This is a genomic window from Posidoniimonas polymericola, from assembly GCF_007859935.1.
Lineage (GTDB): Bacteria > Planctomycetota > Planctomycetia > Pirellulales > Lacipirellulaceae > Posidoniimonas > Posidoniimonas polymericola.
The window spans coordinates 80172-97335 of record NZ_SJPO01000005.1 but is presented as its reverse complement, the minus strand read 5'-3'; the positions used below and the strand labels follow the sequence as shown (position 1 = coordinate 97335).

Below are 17164 nucleotides of genomic sequence, written 5' to 3'. Positions count from 1 at the left end.
CAATGGGGGTTGGCTGCTAGTTTGGCGGGGCCCAAAGGCGTTGGTGAGGGAGAAACCTTGCGCGGGGTTTTGTCCCCTTCGCTGGATGTTTTGGACTCAACGTTGCGGGCGGTGGGATGCGAGAGCGATTCGTATGTGCTTTCTGTGTAATGGCTTACGAGTTCGACGAAGGCGTGGGTGGTTTTGTCCGGGGGAGGAGTGGGGGACAAAACTCTGGGGAGATGGAGGAGCTGCGCTCCGCTGTTTTCTGGGGCCCCCTCACCTAGCCTCTCCCCCCTTGGGGGAGAGGGACTTGCGCGCGCCACTTCGCGGCATTGCTCTGACGGGCTACCCAACGGACAGACAACAGCCGAGAGCCAACAGCCAACGCCGGCTACTCCGGCAGGCTCTCCATGAGCTTGCGGTAGCCGCGGACGCCGAGGTCGAGTTGGTCGAGGGCGATCCACTCGTCGCGGGTGTGGGCCTGGGCGATGTCGCCGGGGCCGAGGACCACGCACTTGAGGCCGGCGCCGGCGTAGTGGTTGGCGTTGGTGGTGTAGGGCGCGCCGTGGATGGAAGATTCGATGCCGACCTGGCCGAGCAGCCCAGCGACGTGCTCGCTGAGCGGGCCGTTGAGCTCGGGGCCGTGCGGCGGGGCGGTCTCGACGTCATCGAAGGCGTACTCGAGTCGGTCGTCCTCGGCAGCCAGTCGGTCGAGGGCGGCGCGGATGCCGGCCACTGCGGCGTCGCCGTCCTGGCCGGGGGTCAGGCGGTGGTCGATCGTCACCTCGCAGCGGGGCGGCACCACGTTGTGCTCCGAGCCGCCGCGGATCACGTTGATGCTGCAGGTCGAGCGGCCCGTGAGCGGGTGCGTCGCGTCGAGCCGGGCGATGTAGTCCTGCTCGATCGCGGTCACGGCGCGGGCCATCGTGCTGATCGCGTTGAGACCTTTTTCGGGAGAACTCGAGTGAGCCGCGCGGCCGAGGGTCACCAGCCGAATACGGACATAACCATTGGCCGCCCGGACGACATTCATCATGGTCGGCTCGCCGACCACTACCGCCGCGGGGGACCAGCCGAGTTGATTAAGGTCACGCTCCAAGAACGAGCGGGCGCCGACCTGGCGTGCCTCCTCGCCGACGGTCAGCAGCATCGCGATGTTGGCCGGCGCGGTTCCGTCGGCGACCGTTTGGCGGAGGGCCCACAGCATCGCGGCGCCGGTGCCCTTGGTGTCGCACGCGCCGCGGCCGTACAGGCGGCCGTCCTTGACCTCGGCGGCCAACGGGTCGACCGTCATCCCCTGGATGCCGACCGTGTCGAGGTGGCTGTCAAACATCCACCACGGCGCATCGGGCTTTGTCGGGGCAGTGATCAGCACGTTGGGCGCGCCGCCCTCGACGTGCAGCTCGGTCACGGCCAGGCCCCAGCCGCTCGCGACGCCGGCCAGGTAGGCGCCGATTTCCTGCTCGGCGTCGGGCCGGCCCGAGGTGCGGGGCGTCACGGACTCGATGCCGACCATTGCCTGCAGCAGTTCCAGGCAGGTCGCGGGCGATTTGAGGGACATAGCTCGGGCGGGCACCGTTGGCGGGCAGTGTACGTGAGGGCGGGCGAGCGGTAAGCTCTCGAACAACAGCATTTGGGCGACGCAGAAGGCGTATTCTAGCAGAAGGTTGCGTGCATGAAGATCACTCGTTTCGAAGACCCGGTGGGCCACATTTCGTACGGCTGCCTCCACGCGGACGGGAGCACCACGCTCGTCGACGGCGACCCGCTGCACTCGCCGGTCGACACCGGCAAGCCGGCCAACGTCGCGAAGCTGCTGGCGCCGATCGAGCCGGTGGACATCCTCTGCATCGGCCTCAACTACGCCAAGCACGCCGAGGAGGGGGGCAAGCCGTGCCCCGAGCACCCGGTGCTGTTCATGAAGACCACCTCGGCCGTGCAGAACCCCGGCGACCCGGTCGTGCTGCCCCGCACCCTGCGGAGCGACCGCGTCGACTACGAGTGCGAGCTCGTGGTGGTGATCGGCCGCGACTGCAAGAACGCTACCGAAGAGGACGCCCTCGGCTACGTGGCGGGCTACACCTGCGGCAACGACATCAGCGCCCGCGACTGGCAGTCGATGTGGGGCGGCGGGCAGTTCTGCCGCGGCAAGACCTTCGACACCTTCGCCCCGATGGGCCCCTGCCTGGTGACGCCCGACGAGCTGACCGACCCCAACAACCTGGCGATCAAGACCACACTAAACGACCAGGTGATGCAGGACTGGACCACCGCCGACATGATCTTCAGCGTGCCCAAGCTGATCGCCTTCCTGAGCGGCAGCACCACCCTGCGGGCCGGCACGGTGATCTTCACCGGCACGCCCCACGGCGTCGGCTTCGCCCGCCAGCCGCCGGTCTGGCTGCAGCCGGGCGACACGGTGTCGGTGGAGATTGAGGGGATCGGGGTGCTGACGAACCCGGTGGTGGAAGAAGAGGTGTAGCGTCCAAGAAAGCGGGTGCCGGGGGCGCTCCGCGACAGCGGAAGCCCCCGAGAGGTACCCATCCCCATTCGGCTGAAGGTCGGGGGCTTCCCTATCGGGAGCGCCCCCGGCACCCGGAGCAGTATTTCGCGGCTGTGCTGGTGTGAGGCGCCGAGGGGAGTTTGAGTAGCGCGCGGGACGATGAATCCGGTGTAGTTTTGGGAGTCGCGATACTGATCGAGGTTGTGACAACCTCAGCGCGCTAGATGCCTGCCCGATTGCCGTAGGAGAGTGCCAATGCTGTCGAGAAGCACGTAGCTTGAGAAGGCACGCGGTAGCCCGCTAGAATGGCAGTCTGCTTACTGAAGGTCACCTTCAATATGCCGGGCATACTGAAGAAGTTTCTGTCTAATAACAAGTTAGTGGGCATGGCTTAGTTGCATGATCCTCGACACTATTCACGGCATCATCGACCGACGTGTTCTGCTGAACTACCGCATTGATCCGACGGTATTAAGTCGAGTGTTGCCGCAACCATTCCAACCGAAGCTACATGACGGGTATGGGGTGGGCGGCGTTTGCATGATCCGATTCAAGCAACTCCGACCTCATTACGTCCCGCAGTTTTTCGGCCTGGGTTCGGAGAATGCGGCGCACCGAATTGCGGTTCAATGGACCCAAGACGGTGCGCATCGAGAGGGTGTTTACATTCCTCGACGAGACACCAACTCATGGTTTAATAAAACACTTGGTGGCCGATTGTTCCCGGGGATATTTCAGAGAAGCAAGTTTGAGACAAAGGATTCAGACACAGACGTTTTCGTTAGGATTATCAGGGAAGATGGTCGCGAGGAGATAGCCTTCTCGGGTCGCAAAGCGGCCCAATTCTCCACAGAAAGCATATTTTCATCACTTGATGAGTCTGCCAATTTCTTCTCGCTGGGTGCGACGGGTTATTCTGCTACTGACACCGAGAATCATTATCACGGGATGGAACTTCATTCTCTCGACTGGAGCGTGTCGCCGCTCACGATTGAGACGGCTCGGTCCTGTTTCTTTGACGACTCAGACAGATTTCCGAGTGGTTCCGTCGAGCTAGACTGCGCTTTACTCATGCGGGGGATTAGACATGAATGGCGCAGCCGCCCTGACCTATATTCGACGCCGGGCTCGCATTGTTTGTCGACCAAAGCAGCACCGAAAGAAGCCCACTAACCACCGGCTGCAGTGGACCGGCGACGCCCGCGATGGACAATAGTGTTGTCGGTTGAACGCCTGCTCCCGCGGGCGGCCGGCAACTGAGCCTTTTACGTTCTGTCGCTGCATGGCCCGTCATCACAATGGCCGACACACGCTACCAACTTGACCAAACCATTCGCGATACCCTACTACGCAGTTGGGACCCAATTGGTGTACGTGCTAATCCCGAAGCGCGCGACGAGTACGATTCGTACATTCCCACTATCGCCGAAATACTGCTGGCGGACGCCGATCAATATGCACTTGGCAGGCACTTGACGAAACTCGAACATTCGTCGATGGGCTTGCCGGGTAACCCGCCACGTTGTGATCGTGCCGCCCGCGCGCTCCTGATCGCATACCACCGCTGCCTACTTTGTGCCGCGCTGAATGATATAATCGACTCCGAAATCAAGAACGGAAACGCTATCCTTGAAACATCAAAAGGATGGCCAGACGAAAACAGTGTGTTTGTTCGCCTAGCGAGACCCGTCACGGCCAAAACTCCTGACGGAATGGATCGGCGAGATGTAAATGACCCGCACTACTGGCAGGCCGAGATTTACGATCATCGATCCGGGCACATCATCGCTTGGTGACCAAAAGACGCGACAGAACAATGGGATGCACACGAAGCCGCCGATCGCGCGGTTTGCCAATGGAGAATGTGTCTCCGGCGGCTCGGTGATCCCGGCCGTTGGACTGACAGGAATGTACCGAATACCCCGCGATCTTGATCTCTCACCGGTTGTCGGTGAATTCACGACGCAGGTGCGCGTCGGTCAGTTCGATCTCCAGTTCACGTTCGGTTCCGTGAACTTCGCCGTCCAGTCTCCGGTGAACCTCTTCCGCAACGGCGAAATCGTGGCCCACTGGGAGGACGGGCGGTGGCCAGACGCGGGGTTCTACGAGATCATGAACACGGCAGTGCGTCGCTGCGACATCAAGGGCGACCGGCTCATCGTCCTGGAGTTCGATAACGGCATCTCCATGCACCTCGAAGACAGCTCGGATCAGTACGAGTCGATGCAGATCACCTTCGAGGGGAGTCCTTCGCCATGGATAATCTGAGCAGGCAGTCCAACAAACCGCTGCAGCCGACCGGCTTCGCCGGCGGCTGAGCGGCAAGACGTTAGGCACGTCGTCGGCACCTCCAACTGCCCGCGGTGTGCCCAACTTCAGCGACATTGAGCCCAGTTTTTCGACGCTCCGAAGTGAAACTCCTGAGCTTCACACAGGCATGGCGCCCGACAAGGAAGTTTGCTGCTGGAGCGTGATCAGCGTCAGCTCGGGCGGGCAGAAGAAGCGGAACGGCGCCAGCGAGCCGGCGCCGCGCGTGACGTGCATCACGGTGTCGCCGCGGCGGAAGGTGCCGCACGCGTAGCGGGTGCCGTGCAGGCTGGGGGTCAGCACCGGGCCGATCGGCGGGAAGCGGACTTGGCCGCCGTGGTTGTGCCCAGCGAGGATCAGGTCGGCGTCGTGGGCGACGGCCCAGCCGAACTGGTCGGGGTTGTGGGCGACCACCAGCCGCAGGCTGGCGGGCTGGTCGGAGAAGGTAGTGGGAGGACCGAACCAGGGGAGCTCGTTGCCGACGATCTCGATCGACTCGCCGTGGTGGTCGAGCCGCACGGCCTGGCGGCTCACGTCAACGAAGCCGAGGGCGTCGAGCGCCGCGCGGATGCCGGGGTGGTCGGCCTTCTTGTCGTGGTTGCCGAGCACGTAGTAGACGCCGAGCGGCGCCGAAAGCTTGCCGTAGGTTTCGTTCACCCAGGGGAGGCAGTGGTCCTTCTCGATCAAGTCGCCCGCCAGCACCACCAGGTCGGGCCGCGATGCGGCGGCCTGGTCCATGGCGCGTTTGTAGAGCTCGACGCCGAACCGACCGGAGATGTGCAGGTCGGCCAGGAGGGCGATCTTCAGCCCCGCGAGCCCGGCCGGCAGGCGGGGCAGGGCGAGCGACATCTCCTCGACCGAGAGCTGCAGCGCCTGGTTACCAGGGATCCGGAGGAACATCCGGGGGACCGGGCGGGCGATCTCGAGGCCGAGCTCCGGCAGGAAATCAAGCCGCTTGGCCTGCACCTGCTTGTGGACCGTGCGGCGTTCGGGGTGGACGGCGAGCCAGACTTGATGCACCGCGGCGAACACAGCCAGTGGCGCCATCACCCAAGCATAAGCCGAAAGGAGCATCGACTGCTGCAGGGCGGGCCAGCCCCCCGACCAGTAGAGCCACGCCGCGGCGAGCGGCGGCGCGACGAGCATCACGGCGCTGGTCGCGGTGAGCGCGTCGACTACTCGGTGGTTCCACCCGCAAGCGTGGGTGCGGTTGACGAAGCCGACCCAGAACACCACATGGCCGATGCAGGCCAAGCCAATCAAGACGAGTAGCGGTAGCGGGGGCATAAGCCGGCGGGGCGTCGCGTCGTGTCGCTGGAAGGGACGGGGTCGCTGGAGGGGACGGGGTCGCAGAAGGGGAGGGCGCGAGGGCTGGCGGGATCAGGACTCGGCCTGCGGCGTCGCCCGCTGGTGGTCCGAGACGATCTGCTCGACCGTCTGCAGCAGCTGGTCGAGCCGGAAGGGCTTGTACAGCACTGCCTTGAGGCCCGCCTTGCGGGCATTGACGATCGAGTGGCCCGGGTCGTAGCCGAAGCCGGTCATCAGGATCATCGTGCCGATATCGATGTGTTCCTGCAGCTTGGTGAGCAGCTCGAATCCACTCATGTCGGGCAGTCGGATGTCGACGAGGATGGCGTCGTACTCGTGGCCCGGCCCGAGGTTGCGGACCATGTAGATCGCCTCGTTGCCGTCGTGGGCGGTCTCGACGACGCACAGGTAGCGTTCCAGCAGGTCGTGGGCGGCGGAGCGGACCGTGTCGTCCTCGTCGACCACCAGCACGCGTTTGCCGGCGAGCACCGGGTGCGGTTCGATGCGGGAGCCGGCGGCGCGGGCCTCGATCGGGGCGAGCGACTGGCCGACCTTCTGGATCACCTGCTTGATGTCGCGGGCGTTGCGGAGGATGCGGTGCAGCCGCTCGGCGACGTCGGGCTCGTGCCCGATGTACCGCTCCATCACGTTCACGGCGTCGTTGAGGATCTCGTCGACCGGGATCGCGACCGCGCTGTGGATCGCCTCGACGCTGGCGGCGGCGGTGGTCGCCTTCTCGGCGGCGAGCAGCTCAAGCGTGTTGAGCGCGACCGCGAGGTCGCGGGCGAAGATCTCGAGGAACTGGCGGTCGCTCTCGGTGAAGGCGGCGGTCTCGGGGCTCTCGACATTGAACGTGCCGATCACCTGGTCGTGCAGCATGAGCGGCACGGTGAGCGAGCTGCGGGCGTCCTGGGCCCCCTCGATGTAGAGCGGGTCCTCGCTGATGTCCTCGCACAGGTAGCTCTTGCCGGTCGCCGCGACAAAGCCGGTGACGCCATTGTCGCGGTCCGAAGCGGTGAGCTGGCGGGTCTCGGCCTCGGGCTTCATGCCGACAGCCAGCAGCGGCTGCAGCGTGCCGGTGTCCTGGTTGAGCATCCGGATCTCAACCACGTCGAAGTTGAGCACGGCCTGGGTGCAGTGGAGGATGTTCTCCTTGAGCAGGTCGATCCGCTCTTGGACGTCCATCTCGGCGACCTCGTCGGTCGTCAGGTCGGCCAGCTCAACGCCCGCCTGGTGGATGGCCGCAATCTTCTGCTGCTGCAGCATCTCGTCGGACACGTCGCGGATCGTGACGACCAGGTGCTCGGCGCGGCCGCTGTCGATGTCGATGATCGGCGCGGCGTGGACGCGATAGTAGGTGTTGTCGTCGCTCTGCAGGGTCGACGCGCTCGGCCGGCCCGAGGCGAACGCCGTGTGGAACGGGCAGAAGTCGGGACCCAGGATCTCGGGGTTGCCGAGCAGGGCGTAGAAGTTGCGGCCGAGGACGCTCTGCTCGCCGGTCCACTCGCGGAGCTTGCCGTTGCCCCAGATCACGATGTTCTCGGTGTTCAGCAGCACGACCCCGTCCGGCATGCCCTGCAGGATCCGCTCGTTCTGCAGCAGCCTGCCCGGGTCGAGCGCCCTGGCGAACATCTCGGTGTCGGCGTAAACGGCGGAGAAGTCGCCCTTGGTAAGCAGGGCGAGGGCGCGGACCGGGGACGAGACGTTCACCACCTCGACGTTCGGCTGCTCGAAGCAGTCCCGGAGGTTGGCGGCGGAACGCTCCGCAGAGCCTAGGCAGAGCACCCGCAGGTGCTCGGGCGGCGCGGGACCGGACGTTTCGGGTTGCTCGGGCGACTCCCCTGGGGACGGAGAATCGGCGTCGCTTGGTGGTTGAGGCCTGCTTGACCCGGTGGGATCCGACACCGCCGCGACCTGTGGGAGGGTGGGTACGGCCGTCGTCCCGCGTGGGCGGAACTGGCGCCGCGTGGTCTGGGGGGTACAATCTCGACGGGCCGACAGACCCGTCCCTCAAACGAATTATAGGGGCCCCTGCTAGGGCTCACAAGCTGAACGGCCACCGTAGGCCGCACGGCTCCCCTAAGATTCATCGGCCCCGTTGCCGGAACGATCCACCCGATGGGGCGCCGACGCGGGGAATTTCTCCGCCAGTCAGCCGCTGCCAGCCCCCCCAACCCTACAGAACGTCCCCGCCCGAGCCCGCCCCGCGTGCCGATGCGGCAACTCCCCACACCCCCTCTCCCCGAAGCTCTCCCGAATGGACTCTGACCCCGCTCTGCTGCGGAACGTTGCGATTATCGCCCACGTTGACCACGGCAAGACCACGCTGGTCGACAAGCTGATGTACCAATCTGGCCATTACCGCCAGGAGGCGCTCGACAAGCTCGCCGGCGGCCAGCACGGCCTGGTGTTCGACTCCAATGACCTGGAACGCGAACGCGGCATCACCATTTTCAGCAAGAACTGTGCGGTCGAGTACGAGGACCTCTCGGGGCGTCGCCTGCGGTTCAACCTGATCGACACGCCGGGTCACGCCGACTTCGGAGGCGAGGTCGAGCGGGTGCTCACCATGGCTGACGGGGTGCTGCTGGTCGTGGATGCGTTCGAGGGGCCGATGCCGCAGACGCGATTCGTCCTGCAGAAGGCGCTCGGGCTGGGGCTGCGGCCAATCGTGGTAATCAACAAAGTCGACCGCCCGGACTCGCGGCCGGACGAGGTCGTGAGCGAGGTGTTCGACCTGCTAGTCGACCTGGGCGCCGACGACGAGGCCCTCGACTTCGCGACGGTGTACGCCTCGGCCCGCCAGGGCTGGGCGTCGGAAGACCTGGACAACCGCCCCGAGGACATGCGTCCGCTGCTCGAGACCATCGTTCACCGCGTGCCGCCCCCGGAGGTCAACGCCGACGGCCCCGCCCAGATGCTGATCACCACCATCGATTTCTCGGAGTTTGTGGGGCGTATCGGCATCGGCCGGGTCAGCCGCGGCACCCTCACCAACCGGCAGAAGGTGACCGTCATCGACCGTAGCGGCACGCCGACCAAGCAGCAGATTGGGCAGTTGTTCACGTTTGACGGCCTCGATCGCAAAGAGACCCAGTCCGTGCCGGCCGGCGATCTGTGCGCCGTGGTGGGCCTGGAGCCGATCAACATCGGCGACACCGTGTGCGACCTCGACAACCCCGAAGCGCTGCCGGGCGTCGAGATCGACGTCCCCACGCTTCACATGACCTTCCGCGTGAACGACGGCCCGCTCGCCGGCCGCGAGGGCAAGTTTCTAACCAGCCGGCAGCTGAAGGAGCGGCTTGAGAAAGAGCTCCGCTCGAACGTCGCGCTCCGCGTCGAGACCGGCGACACCATGGAGCAGTTCCGCGTCTCAGGCCGCGGCCTGATGCACCTGGGGATCCTGATCGAGAACCTCCGCCGCGAGGGCTTCGAGCTCTGCGTCGGCAAGCCGCAGGTCGTGATGAAGGAAGAGGACGGCCAGGCGCTCGAGCCGATCGAGCAGCTCGTGATCGACGTCCCCGACGACCACACCAACGCGGTGATGGCCCTGCTCGGAGACCGCCGCGCCCAGATGCTCAAGATGGGCCGGAAGTCGGGCGCTACTGGTTTTACGCACATGGAGTTTTCAATCCCGGCCCGTTCGCTCATCGGCCTGCGAAGCCGAGTGCTCACCGCCACGGCGGGCAACGCCATCATGCACCACACGGTGATCGGCTTTGAGCCGTCACGTGGCGAGCTGCCCGACCGGGCCAACGGGGTGCTGCTGGCCAGCGAAGCCGGCTCGATCACGGCCTACTCGCTCGACGCCCTGTACGACCGCGGCGTCTTCTTCGTCGACCCGGGCGACGAGGTCTACGAGGGGCAGGTCATTGGCGAGAACTGCAAGGCGGGCGACCTGGTCGTCAACGCGGTGAAGGGCAAGAAGCTCACCAACATGCGGGCCTCCGGCAAGGACGACAACTCGCAGGTGCGCCCCGCCCGGCGGATGTCGCTCGAGGAGTGCCTGGAGTACATCGGCGAAGACGAGCTGGTCGAGGTCACGCCCAGCAGCGTCCGCATCCGGAAACTGCTGCTGAAGGAGTCCGACCGGAGGCGAGAGTCACGCCGGCTGGCGCAGGTGTGACGGCTCGTGGCCGAACGCGATGGCGTGATAACCGGCGCAACCGTCGCGGCCGGCATTCCGTCGGGTTCGTTTGCGGCCAGTCGTCACAGGCGAGCTAGACTCCCCTTGGAGCCCGCAGCAACGCCGCGTTTTGCGCCGTGTGTTGTGTAGTCGGCTCGAATGGGGACACACAACTATGATTCGTTACAACCAAACCGCGTCGTCACGCACCGGGGGAACCTCGTTCCAGGTCGTGACCTTTATCCTTGTTGCCGGGCTGGGCGCCTGGCTGGGCGCCGAGTACGTCGGCGTTGATGTCGAGCACCTGGCCTACACGGCCCTCGACGAGGCTAAGGTCATCGACCACATCCCTGAGCAGTGGCGGCCAAAGCCGCCGATGGCAGAGCTGGGCGACGCCCAAGGTCAGGTGAGTTTCGAGCAGCGGGCGCTCGACCTCCGCAGCGAGTTGGAGAACCTCCGCAGCGAGGTCGCCTCGCTCCGCCACGATGTTCAGGAAAGCAGCCCCGACTTAGTCCGCGAACTCCCTACGACTTTCGCCGAAGCGCCCCCAGTGCGGCGCCAGGCGACCCTGGCTTACTGGACCCGCCTGCGGCAGATCGCCACCGAGGTGACCGATCTGCACGACAGCGTCGAGCTGGCCCTCGAGCCCGCCACCGCGTCGATGGTGTTCGGCATCCGGCAGCGGGCCTTCGATTACGGCGCCCGGGCGATTGAATCCGTCGACGCGGGGGAAGTTGACCCTCAGGCCGTTGATGCAGGTTTCCGCATCGCCAAGTGGTACCGGTCTGGGGCCGAGTTGTACGAGCGGGCCGCTGCCATCTGGGAGGGCCGGATCGCCGACGCCCCCACCGAGGAGCTGCAGCGTTCGCTCGAGACCTCCCGATCGCAGCACGCCCGCGAGGCCGAACTGGTCCGGGATCTTGCGGCCCGCACCGAAGAAATCCTGATGCGGCGTTACGCGGTCGAGTTCCCGGTGCTGAGCATCTGATCGAATTGAAACCGGGTTGTGCCGGCTGCACCTGCTGCGCGGCCAAAACCGTTCCCGCAACCCTCCCGGGCTGGCCAGAGTTCGTTGCCTAGGCTGCCTGGGGCGACTAGGATGAGGGGATCCTAGCCAGACTGCATCCGTCTCGCGAACGCCGCGATTCGTCGCGTTCACGCCCCGACTTCGGAGATTTGCTTCCCATGCGTAAGTGCCTCAACGCCCTGCTGGTCGCCGTGCTGACCCTCGGCATTTCAATCGACTACGCCACTGCCGGTTGGTTGTTCCGTCGGTGCTGCGAGCCAGACCCGTGCTGTGAACCAGCTCCCTGCTGCGAGCCGGTTTCCTGCTGCGAAGTCGCGGAGCCGGTCTGTTGCGGTTCTGTAGAGGAAGTGGTGGTGAGCGATCCGGCTCCCGCCGATTGTGGTTGCAGCGATGCGACTGAGGGCGTTGTGGTTGAGTCGGCGCCCGCCGAGCAGCCGGAGCCCCCGTCGCCTACGCCGGCCGCGACTTTTAAGCCAGAGCAGGATTGGTCTTCGGCGCCGGTCGAAGAGAGCCCCGCCGATGCCGAGGCGCCTAGCCCTGCCGAGCCCGAGCCCGCGCCGGTGCCGGTCGAAGTGCAGCCCGAACCCGAGTCGGTCACGCCCCCGCCGATGATCGAAGAAGAAACCCCGCCGCTCCCCGAACTTGTGGAAGAGCCCGCCCCGGCCGAAGAGGCTCCGGCCGACGACCTGTTTGGCGAGCCAGCCCCTGCTGAGGAGCCGGCCGACGACGACCTGTTTGGCGACGCCCCCGAGCCGATGGCCGAAGAGGCTCCCGCCGACTACCTGTTCGGCGAGCCCGCCCCTGCTGAGGAGCCGGCCGACGACGACTTGTTTGGCGACGCCCCTGAGCCGATGGTCGAAGAGGCCCCGGCCGACGATCTGTTTGGCGAGCCCGCCCCTGCTGAGGAGCCGGCTGACGACGATCTGTTTGGCGACGCCCCCGAGCCGATGGTCGAAGAGGCCCCGGCCGACGATCTGTTTGGCGAGCCCGCCCCTGCTGAGGAGCCGGATGACGACGACCTGTTCGGCGACGCCCCTGAGCCGATGGCCGAAGAGGCCCCCGCCGATGACTTCTTTGGCGATTCCGCTCCAGCGGACGAGCCCGCCAGCGATGATTTGTTTGGTGGCGAAGAAGAGCCGATGACTGAGGAAGCTCCGGCCGACGATCTCTTCGGCGAGCCCGCGGCGAGCGACGAGTCATCCGACGACCTGTTTGGTGGCGAGGAGCCAGCCGACGAGGAGCCCGCCGCAGAAGAGGCCCCGGCCGAAGAAGAGTCGGACGGCTTCGGCGATTTCTTCGGTGAGGACGTGTTCGGCAAGGCAGGCCCAATCCTGCGTCAGCCGGGCGGACTCAACAGCCCCGAGATGCGCACCTGGGTCGACAACACCGGACTCTACCGTACGCGGGCCCGGCTGGTGAGCGTTGGAGACGGCGCTATCAAGCTGCTGAAGGCCAACGGCCGCACCAGCACGGTCGCGTTCAGCCGGCTCAGCTCGATGGACCTCAGCTTCGTGAACCTGCAGGCTTCGGCTCAGCAGAGCCAGGCGGTCATGCGGACGGCTCAGCGGTAGCCGCTGGCTTGTCTAAACCTGGCCTGTCCCAACCTGGCCTGTCCCAACACTGCCGAAACTCAAGAGCCGCCGGGCGTCGCCCGGCGGCTCTTTTTTTGTGCTTCGGGGAGAACATTCTTACCCGCTAGGCGTCGAGGCGAGCTGCGCGTGCAGGCGTTCCGCGGCCGACTCGCCGCTGTCGATGCACTGCGGCACCCCTACCCCGCGGTACGCGGCGCCCGCCAACGCGAGACCGCGGTGCGAAGCCGCCTGAAGCTCGATCTGATCGACCAATTCGTTGTGGCCGAGGTGGTACTGCGGCATCCGCCGCGGCCACCGCGCCACCAACACCTGTTCAGGCTCGCCCGTTAGCCCACAGAGTTCGCCGAGTTCTTGCTTGGCCAGCTCGATCAGCTGGTCGTCGGGCAGCTCGGCCAGCTCTGGCTGGAGGGCGCCGCCGAAGAACACCCGGATCAGCAGCCGGTCGTGTGGGGTGCGGTTGGGGAACTTGAGGCTCGAGAAGCTGGCCGCGATGATCTTGCGGCGTTCTACCGCCGGGACAACGAAGCCAAAACCAGTCGGCAGCTCGGGCAGCTGGTCGACCCGCACGCCGAGGCACACGATCGTCGAGCCGGCGTACTCGATCTGCTCGAGCAGCGACGCCAGCCGCTCGTCGGCGTCCGCGAGGAGGCGGGCCGCGTGGTATGCCGGCGTCGCGACGATCAGCCCGTCGAATTCCTCCGGCTCTCGCCCTTCGAACTCCAGCCGCCATTGGGCGTCGACCTGGCTCACCGATCGGACGGGTGACAACAGCCTGACGGCGCCCTCGGGCAGCTTCGCGACCGCGGCGTCAATGATCGCCTGCATACCTCCGCGGGGGGCGACGAACTGCGAGTACCGCGCTCCGCTTTCCGGCGTCTGCTGCCTCTCCTGCTTTTTCTGGCGCCGGGCCGCGAGGAACAGGCTGCCGTGCTGTTGTTCGTTCTCCACAAACTGTGGCATCGTCGCCCGCATGCTGAGCCGCTCTGGGTCGGCGGTGTAGATGCCAGCCAGCAGGGGCTGCACTAGCCGCTCGAACGCCTCGCGACCAACGCGGCGGCGGGCGAAGTCCGCGACGCTCTCGTCCGAGTCGTCTTTGCGGCGGGGCACAAACGGCTCGCTCAGCAGCCGCAGCTTCCCCCGCCAGCTAAGCACCGGCGTCCGCAGAATAGGCAGGATTGCCCGGGCGGACATCAGCAGGAAGCCTTCGGGCGTTGGCGTGACGCGGCCGTTGCTGACGACCAGGGCACGCCGTCGGGCCGGATCGGTCTCGAGCAGCTCTGGGGTTAAGCCCAGCTTTTCGCAGAACCGCGTGCCGTGGGGCGCCTTGGTGAGGAAGTTGTCGGCGCTCTTCTCGATCATCCACTCGCCGTCGTGCACGGTGTGGATTACGCCGCCGGCCTGCGGCTCCGCCTCGAAGACGACCGGCTCGACCCGGGGCGAGAGTTCTGTCAGCCGCACGGCGGCGGCCAGGCCTGCCACGCCGCCGCCGATGATCGCGATGCGTCGGGGGGCGTGGTTCTCGGACATGGTGGCTTGGGTGGCGCGAAGATTGCGGAACGCTCAGCATACCTGGCTAGGTCGTGGGCCTGAAGCCGGGGAGGCTTTCCCCTGGGCAAACGCCTGCCCCGGGCTAACGTGCCGTTGTCAGTGTCAATGCTAGTGGACTCCTGGGAGAATCGAGACCATGCCAAGCGGACCCGAGAATCGTGATCGCCCTGTATGCCCGTCTTGCGGGGCCCCAGTTGAGCCCGGGGCGCCTGCCTGCCCAGCGTGTGGTGAGCAGCTCTACGTCGAGCACCCGGGGCAGTACCCCAGGGATGCGACCGCGGTCGAAGAGATGGAGCAGCGGGAGAAAGACCGCCAGTAGGGTCGACCGATCGCGGGTTAGCGAGCTGTGGCTACCAACTGTAGCCGCGGGGTTGCCAGGCCCAGTAGCCGCCGGGGCGGCCGCCGTAGCGGGCCTCGAAGCCACAGGTCAGGGTGAAGTTGTTCATCGTGTTGGCGCCGTTCACGCCGAGCGCCAGGTTGTCGACCATTTCGACTTTCCAGGCGGCCCAGCGTCGAATCTGGTACTTCATGCCGACGCCAAAGGGGATGGTGAACAAGAACTCCTGCTGACGGACGCCGTTGACGTTGGTGAATTCGATGTCGGTGAGTCCCATGCCCATCCGCCAGTAGGGCCGGACTGCCGAGTCGCCCCACGGGTAGTACATCAGGCTGAGGTCGGTCAGCAGCAGGTTGTCCGAGCCGCCCTCGCTGTTGCCGAGTTCGGGGGTCGACCAGCCTAGGCGGGCCTGGGTTCCCCAGTAGTGGTCCCAGTCCCAGCCGAGCGTTAGCGCGGCGAATTTGTCGTGCGCCCCCTGGACGCCCGCCGCGGGGTGGTTGGTCATCAGGAACGCCCCAAAGTCGAGCGAGGCTTCGTACGGGCGGTTCAGCCAGCTCGTCCCGCGGAGGGGGCGGCCTAACCCGGTAGCTCGGCCGTGGGTCGCCGAATTGCGGGAGGTGAATTCATGGAACCGGGCGAGCGAGTTGGTGAGCCACTCGCCGGAGTTCATCTGCCATTCGGCATCGGTGTAGCAGTCGGCATCGCCGTAGCAGTCGGGGCAATCCTCGGCCGCTGCAAACTCGCTGACCGCCTCTGGCGGATTGGGCGCGAAGAGGCTGGGGGCGTCGATCGGCTCTGGCTGGTGGGTCGGAACCGGCGGCGGCAGCGGCTCGCCTGGACCGGAGACCGACCGGGCAGGCTGAGCGGCTAGACAAGTCCCCAGGGCGGTGACGGCAAGGGCCGCCAGCAGCAACGCCATAGCGCGGTGTAGCACTCTCGGCACGGTGATCTCCGGAACGATGAGCCCTCGCCGCGGGGCAGGTCCTGCCACGCAGGGGCCGTCAGCGGGTTTCGGGCGGCGGAGGGTAGCGTCCCGTGGCGATGGAGTCAACGCCGGCGGCGAGCGAGCGTAGGCGGCGGAGTCGCGGTTGTGCTAGCGGCAAACGCCAAGGGCCCCAGAGCGGCAATTGCTGCTCCGGGGCCCCTAGAGATGTCTTTCAGACGCCCGACCTACAGGTCCTGGGCGAGCCCGCTGTTGAGCGGCGTCGTGGTTGGCAGGGCGCCCTGCGAGGAGCCGGCGACCTCCTCCTGGGGCTTCGCCGAGGCCGGCTCAGCGGCCTGCTCGACCGTGGCGTAGGCCGTGCAGCTGGCCGCGTAGGCGTCGCCGCGGTCGGTGTGGATGATGATGGGGGCCTTCATCTCGCCCGGCTTGGCGCCGGCGGCGAACGCGACCGTCACGATGTGACGCTCTTTGGAGTCCTCATCCGAAGTGAACTTGAAGCAGTCGTCCTTGCACTCGATGCTGACGATGCGGAACGGCGTTTTGCCGCGGACGATCAGCCGCTTGGTGGCGGACTCGCCTTCGGCAACCTTACCGAACACCAGGTGGGCCGGTGCGACCGAGATCTCGGGAACGACACGCCCCTGCACTTCGATCGGGACGCGTGGGTTGTTGGAGTCGTTGGTCACGATCGCCAGCTGCTCCTTGACCATGCCCGGAGTCGCGCCCTCTTTGAGGCGGGCCAGCAGGTCGTAGACCACGCGGCCGCCGGAGCGCTGACGCTCGGTCAGCTCTACCTCGAGGTTCTCGCTGGCGCTGCGGACGTCCTCGATCTTCCAGCCGGAGCGGCCGGAGTAGGTAACCGTCACGCGCTTCTCGAGCGACTCGCCCTGCTCGACCTCGCCGAATTCGATCGCGCCCGGCTCGAACACCACATCGCCGCGGATGTTGCCGTGCACGCGGAGCTGGACCTGGCCGCGGTAGGTCGAGACCTTCGGGCTCTTGACCTCGATGTCAACCGTCAGCGTGGCGCTGTGGATGCCAGTGAAGGTCCGGGTGTTGAACTTGGCGACGACGTAGCCCTTGTCCCAAGTCTTGATCCAGTCGGTGGTTTCGACCGAAGGGGAGGTGCAGCCGCAGCTCGAGCGGACGCTCAGCAGGCGGATGTCTTCCTTGTATTTATTGGTCACCTCGAATCGGTAGACCGTGTCCGAGCCGCGGGCGACGGAGCCAAAGTCGTGATCGACCTTGTCGAACATCTCCTTGGCCCACTGCTGAGCGTGGGCCACGGGGGCCAGGACGACGGTGGCTAGCAGCAACAGGCACGCTCGCAGATACATCGCAGGCTCGCTCCTAAAATCTGACTCGCGACCACCGCAGCTCATGCGGTCAGGGCGCCATTGGATATTACAATGGGCAGCCGCTGGTACGGGTGTCCGGTCCCGCTATGCGCCCATTCTCACGTTTCCGCTTGAGTTGGGAAGGGCATTTACT

The 17164-nt window shown here is 65.9% G+C and carries 14 protein-coding genes; 8 read left to right on the top strand and 6 right to left on the bottom strand.

The annotated features are described in order from the left end of the window. Positions 1 to 373: 373 nt before the first annotated feature. Positions 374 to 1543, bottom strand: coding sequence for a M20 family metallopeptidase (locus Pla123a_RS11420; protein WP_197527883.1), 1170 nt, complete (start codon positions 1541 to 1543; stop codon positions 374 to 376). Between the two features lie 114 nt (positions 1544 to 1657). On the opposite strand from Pla123a_RS11420, the gene Pla123a_RS11415 reads away from it, so the two are divergent. The 4 genes from Pla123a_RS11415 to Pla123a_RS11400 all read left to right on the top strand — a co-directional run bounded on the left by Pla123a_RS11415 (position 1658) and on the right by Pla123a_RS11400 (position 4753). Beyond that, positions 1658 to 2464, top strand: coding sequence for a fumarylacetoacetate hydrolase family protein (locus Pla123a_RS11415; protein WP_146586993.1), 807 nt, complete (start codon positions 1658 to 1660; stop codon positions 2462 to 2464). 420 nt (positions 2465 to 2884) lie between these two features. Next, complete coding sequence (locus Pla123a_RS11410; protein ID WP_146586991.1) at positions 2885 to 3658, top strand: DUF2071 domain-containing protein; 774 nt, start codon at positions 2885 to 2887, stop codon at positions 3656 to 3658. Positions 3659 to 3783: 125 nt separating this feature from the next. Further along, complete coding sequence (locus Pla123a_RS11405; RefSeq protein WP_146586989.1) at positions 3784 to 4281, top strand: hypothetical protein; 498 nt, start codon at positions 3784 to 3786, stop codon at positions 4279 to 4281. A gap of 25 nt (positions 4282 to 4306) precedes the next feature. Then, positions 4307 to 4753 carry a hypothetical protein gene (locus Pla123a_RS11400; protein WP_197527882.1) on the top strand — a complete coding sequence of 149 codons (447 nt, stop codon included), beginning with the start codon at positions 4307 to 4309 and terminating at the stop codon, positions 4751 to 4753. A 159-nt stretch (positions 4754 to 4912) separates the two neighbouring features. Here Pla123a_RS11400 and Pla123a_RS11395 read toward each other — a convergent pair whose 3' ends face one another. Continuing rightward, positions 4913 to 6055 (bottom strand): metallophosphoesterase, encoded by a 1143-nt coding sequence (locus Pla123a_RS11395; protein WP_197527881.1) that lies wholly within the window; start codon positions 6053 to 6055, stop codon positions 4913 to 4915. A gap of 117 nt (positions 6056 to 6172) precedes the next feature. Further along, positions 6173 to 8005, bottom strand: a complete 1833-nt coding sequence (locus Pla123a_RS11390) for a hybrid sensor histidine kinase/response regulator (RefSeq protein ID WP_231956398.1) — start codon at positions 8003 to 8005, stop codon at positions 6173 to 6175. 352 nt (positions 8006 to 8357) lie between these two features. On the opposite strand from Pla123a_RS11390, the gene typA reads away from it, so the two are divergent. The 3 genes from typA to Pla123a_RS11375 all read left to right on the top strand — a co-directional run bounded on the left by typA (position 8358) and on the right by Pla123a_RS11375 (position 12824). Next, the gene (gene typA / locus Pla123a_RS11385; protein WP_146586983.1) at positions 8358 to 10226 is read left to right on the top strand and encodes a translational GTPase TypA; all 1869 of its coding nucleotides are present in this window, start codon (positions 8358 to 8360) and stop codon (positions 10224 to 10226) included. A gap of 175 nt (positions 10227 to 10401) precedes the next feature. Next, entirely contained in the window at positions 10402 to 11214 is an 813-nt protein-coding gene (locus tag Pla123a_RS11380; RefSeq protein ID WP_146586981.1) for a hypothetical protein, read from the top strand. 197 nt (positions 11215 to 11411) lie between these two features. Then, positions 11412 to 12824 carry a nucleoporin gene (locus tag Pla123a_RS11375; protein WP_146586979.1) on the top strand — a complete coding sequence of 471 codons (1413 nt, stop codon included), beginning with the start codon at positions 11412 to 11414 and terminating at the stop codon, positions 12822 to 12824. A 117-nt stretch (positions 12825 to 12941) separates the two neighbouring features. On the opposite strand, the gene hemG is transcribed toward Pla123a_RS11375, so the two are convergent. Beyond that, positions 12942 to 14372, bottom strand: coding sequence for a protoporphyrinogen oxidase (gene hemG, locus Pla123a_RS11370; protein ID WP_146586977.1), 1431 nt, complete (start codon positions 14370 to 14372; stop codon positions 12942 to 12944). 157 nt (positions 14373 to 14529) lie between these two features. Between hemG and Pla123a_RS25275 the strand changes: the two genes are divergently transcribed. Next, a complete protein-coding gene (locus Pla123a_RS25275; protein ID WP_146586975.1) occupies positions 14530 to 14712 on the top strand; it encodes a zinc ribbon domain-containing protein in 183 nt (60 codons plus the stop codon). Between the two features lie 31 nt (positions 14713 to 14743). On the opposite strand, the gene Pla123a_RS11360 is transcribed toward Pla123a_RS25275, so the two are convergent. Then, positions 14744 to 15673, bottom strand: a complete 930-nt coding sequence (locus Pla123a_RS11360; RefSeq protein WP_146586974.1) for an outer membrane beta-barrel protein — start codon at positions 15671 to 15673, stop codon at positions 14744 to 14746. 227 nt (positions 15674 to 15900) lie between these two features. Continuing rightward, positions 15901 to 17010 (bottom strand): DUF1573 domain-containing protein, encoded by a 1110-nt coding sequence (locus Pla123a_RS11355; RefSeq protein WP_197527880.1) that lies wholly within the window; start codon positions 17008 to 17010, stop codon positions 15901 to 15903. Positions 17011 to 17164 lie beyond the last annotated feature (154 nt).

Bases quoted from the DNA above. Each gene is read 5' to 3' on its own strand.
- Pla123a_RS11420 (WP_197527883.1), bottom strand. From the start codon at position 1,543: ATGTCCCTCAAATCGCCCGCGACCTGCCTGGAACTGCTGCAGGCAATG.
- Pla123a_RS11415 (WP_146586993.1), top strand. From the start codon at position 1,658: ATGAAGATCACTCGTTTCGAAGACCCGGTGGGCCACATTTCGTACGGC.
- Pla123a_RS11410 (WP_146586991.1), top strand. From the start codon at position 2,885: ATGATCCTCGACACTATTCACGGCATCATCGACCGACGTGTTCTGCTG.
- Pla123a_RS11405 (WP_146586989.1), top strand. From the start codon at position 3,784: ATGGCCGACACACGCTACCAACTTGACCAAACCATTCGCGATACCCTA.
- Pla123a_RS11400 (WP_197527882.1), top strand. From the start codon at position 4,307: ATGCACACGAAGCCGCCGATCGCGCGGTTTGCCAATGGAGAATGTGTC.
- typA (WP_146586983.1), top strand. From the start codon at position 8,358: ATGGACTCTGACCCCGCTCTGCTGCGGAACGTTGCGATTATCGCCCAC.
- Pla123a_RS11380 (WP_146586981.1), top strand. From the start codon at position 10,402: ATGATTCGTTACAACCAAACCGCGTCGTCACGCACCGGGGGAACCTCG.
- Pla123a_RS11375 (WP_146586979.1), top strand. From the start codon at position 11,412: ATGCGTAAGTGCCTCAACGCCCTGCTGGTCGCCGTGCTGACCCTCGGC.
- hemG (WP_146586977.1), bottom strand. From the start codon at position 14,372: ATGTCCGAGAACCACGCCCCCCGACGCATCGCGATCATCGGCGGCGGC.
- Pla123a_RS25275 (WP_146586975.1), top strand. From the start codon at position 14,530: ATGCCAAGCGGACCCGAGAATCGTGATCGCCCTGTATGCCCGTCTTGC.
- Pla123a_RS11355 (WP_197527880.1), bottom strand. From the start codon at position 17,010: ATGTATCTGCGAGCGTGCCTGTTGCTGCTAGCCACCGTCGTCCTGGCC.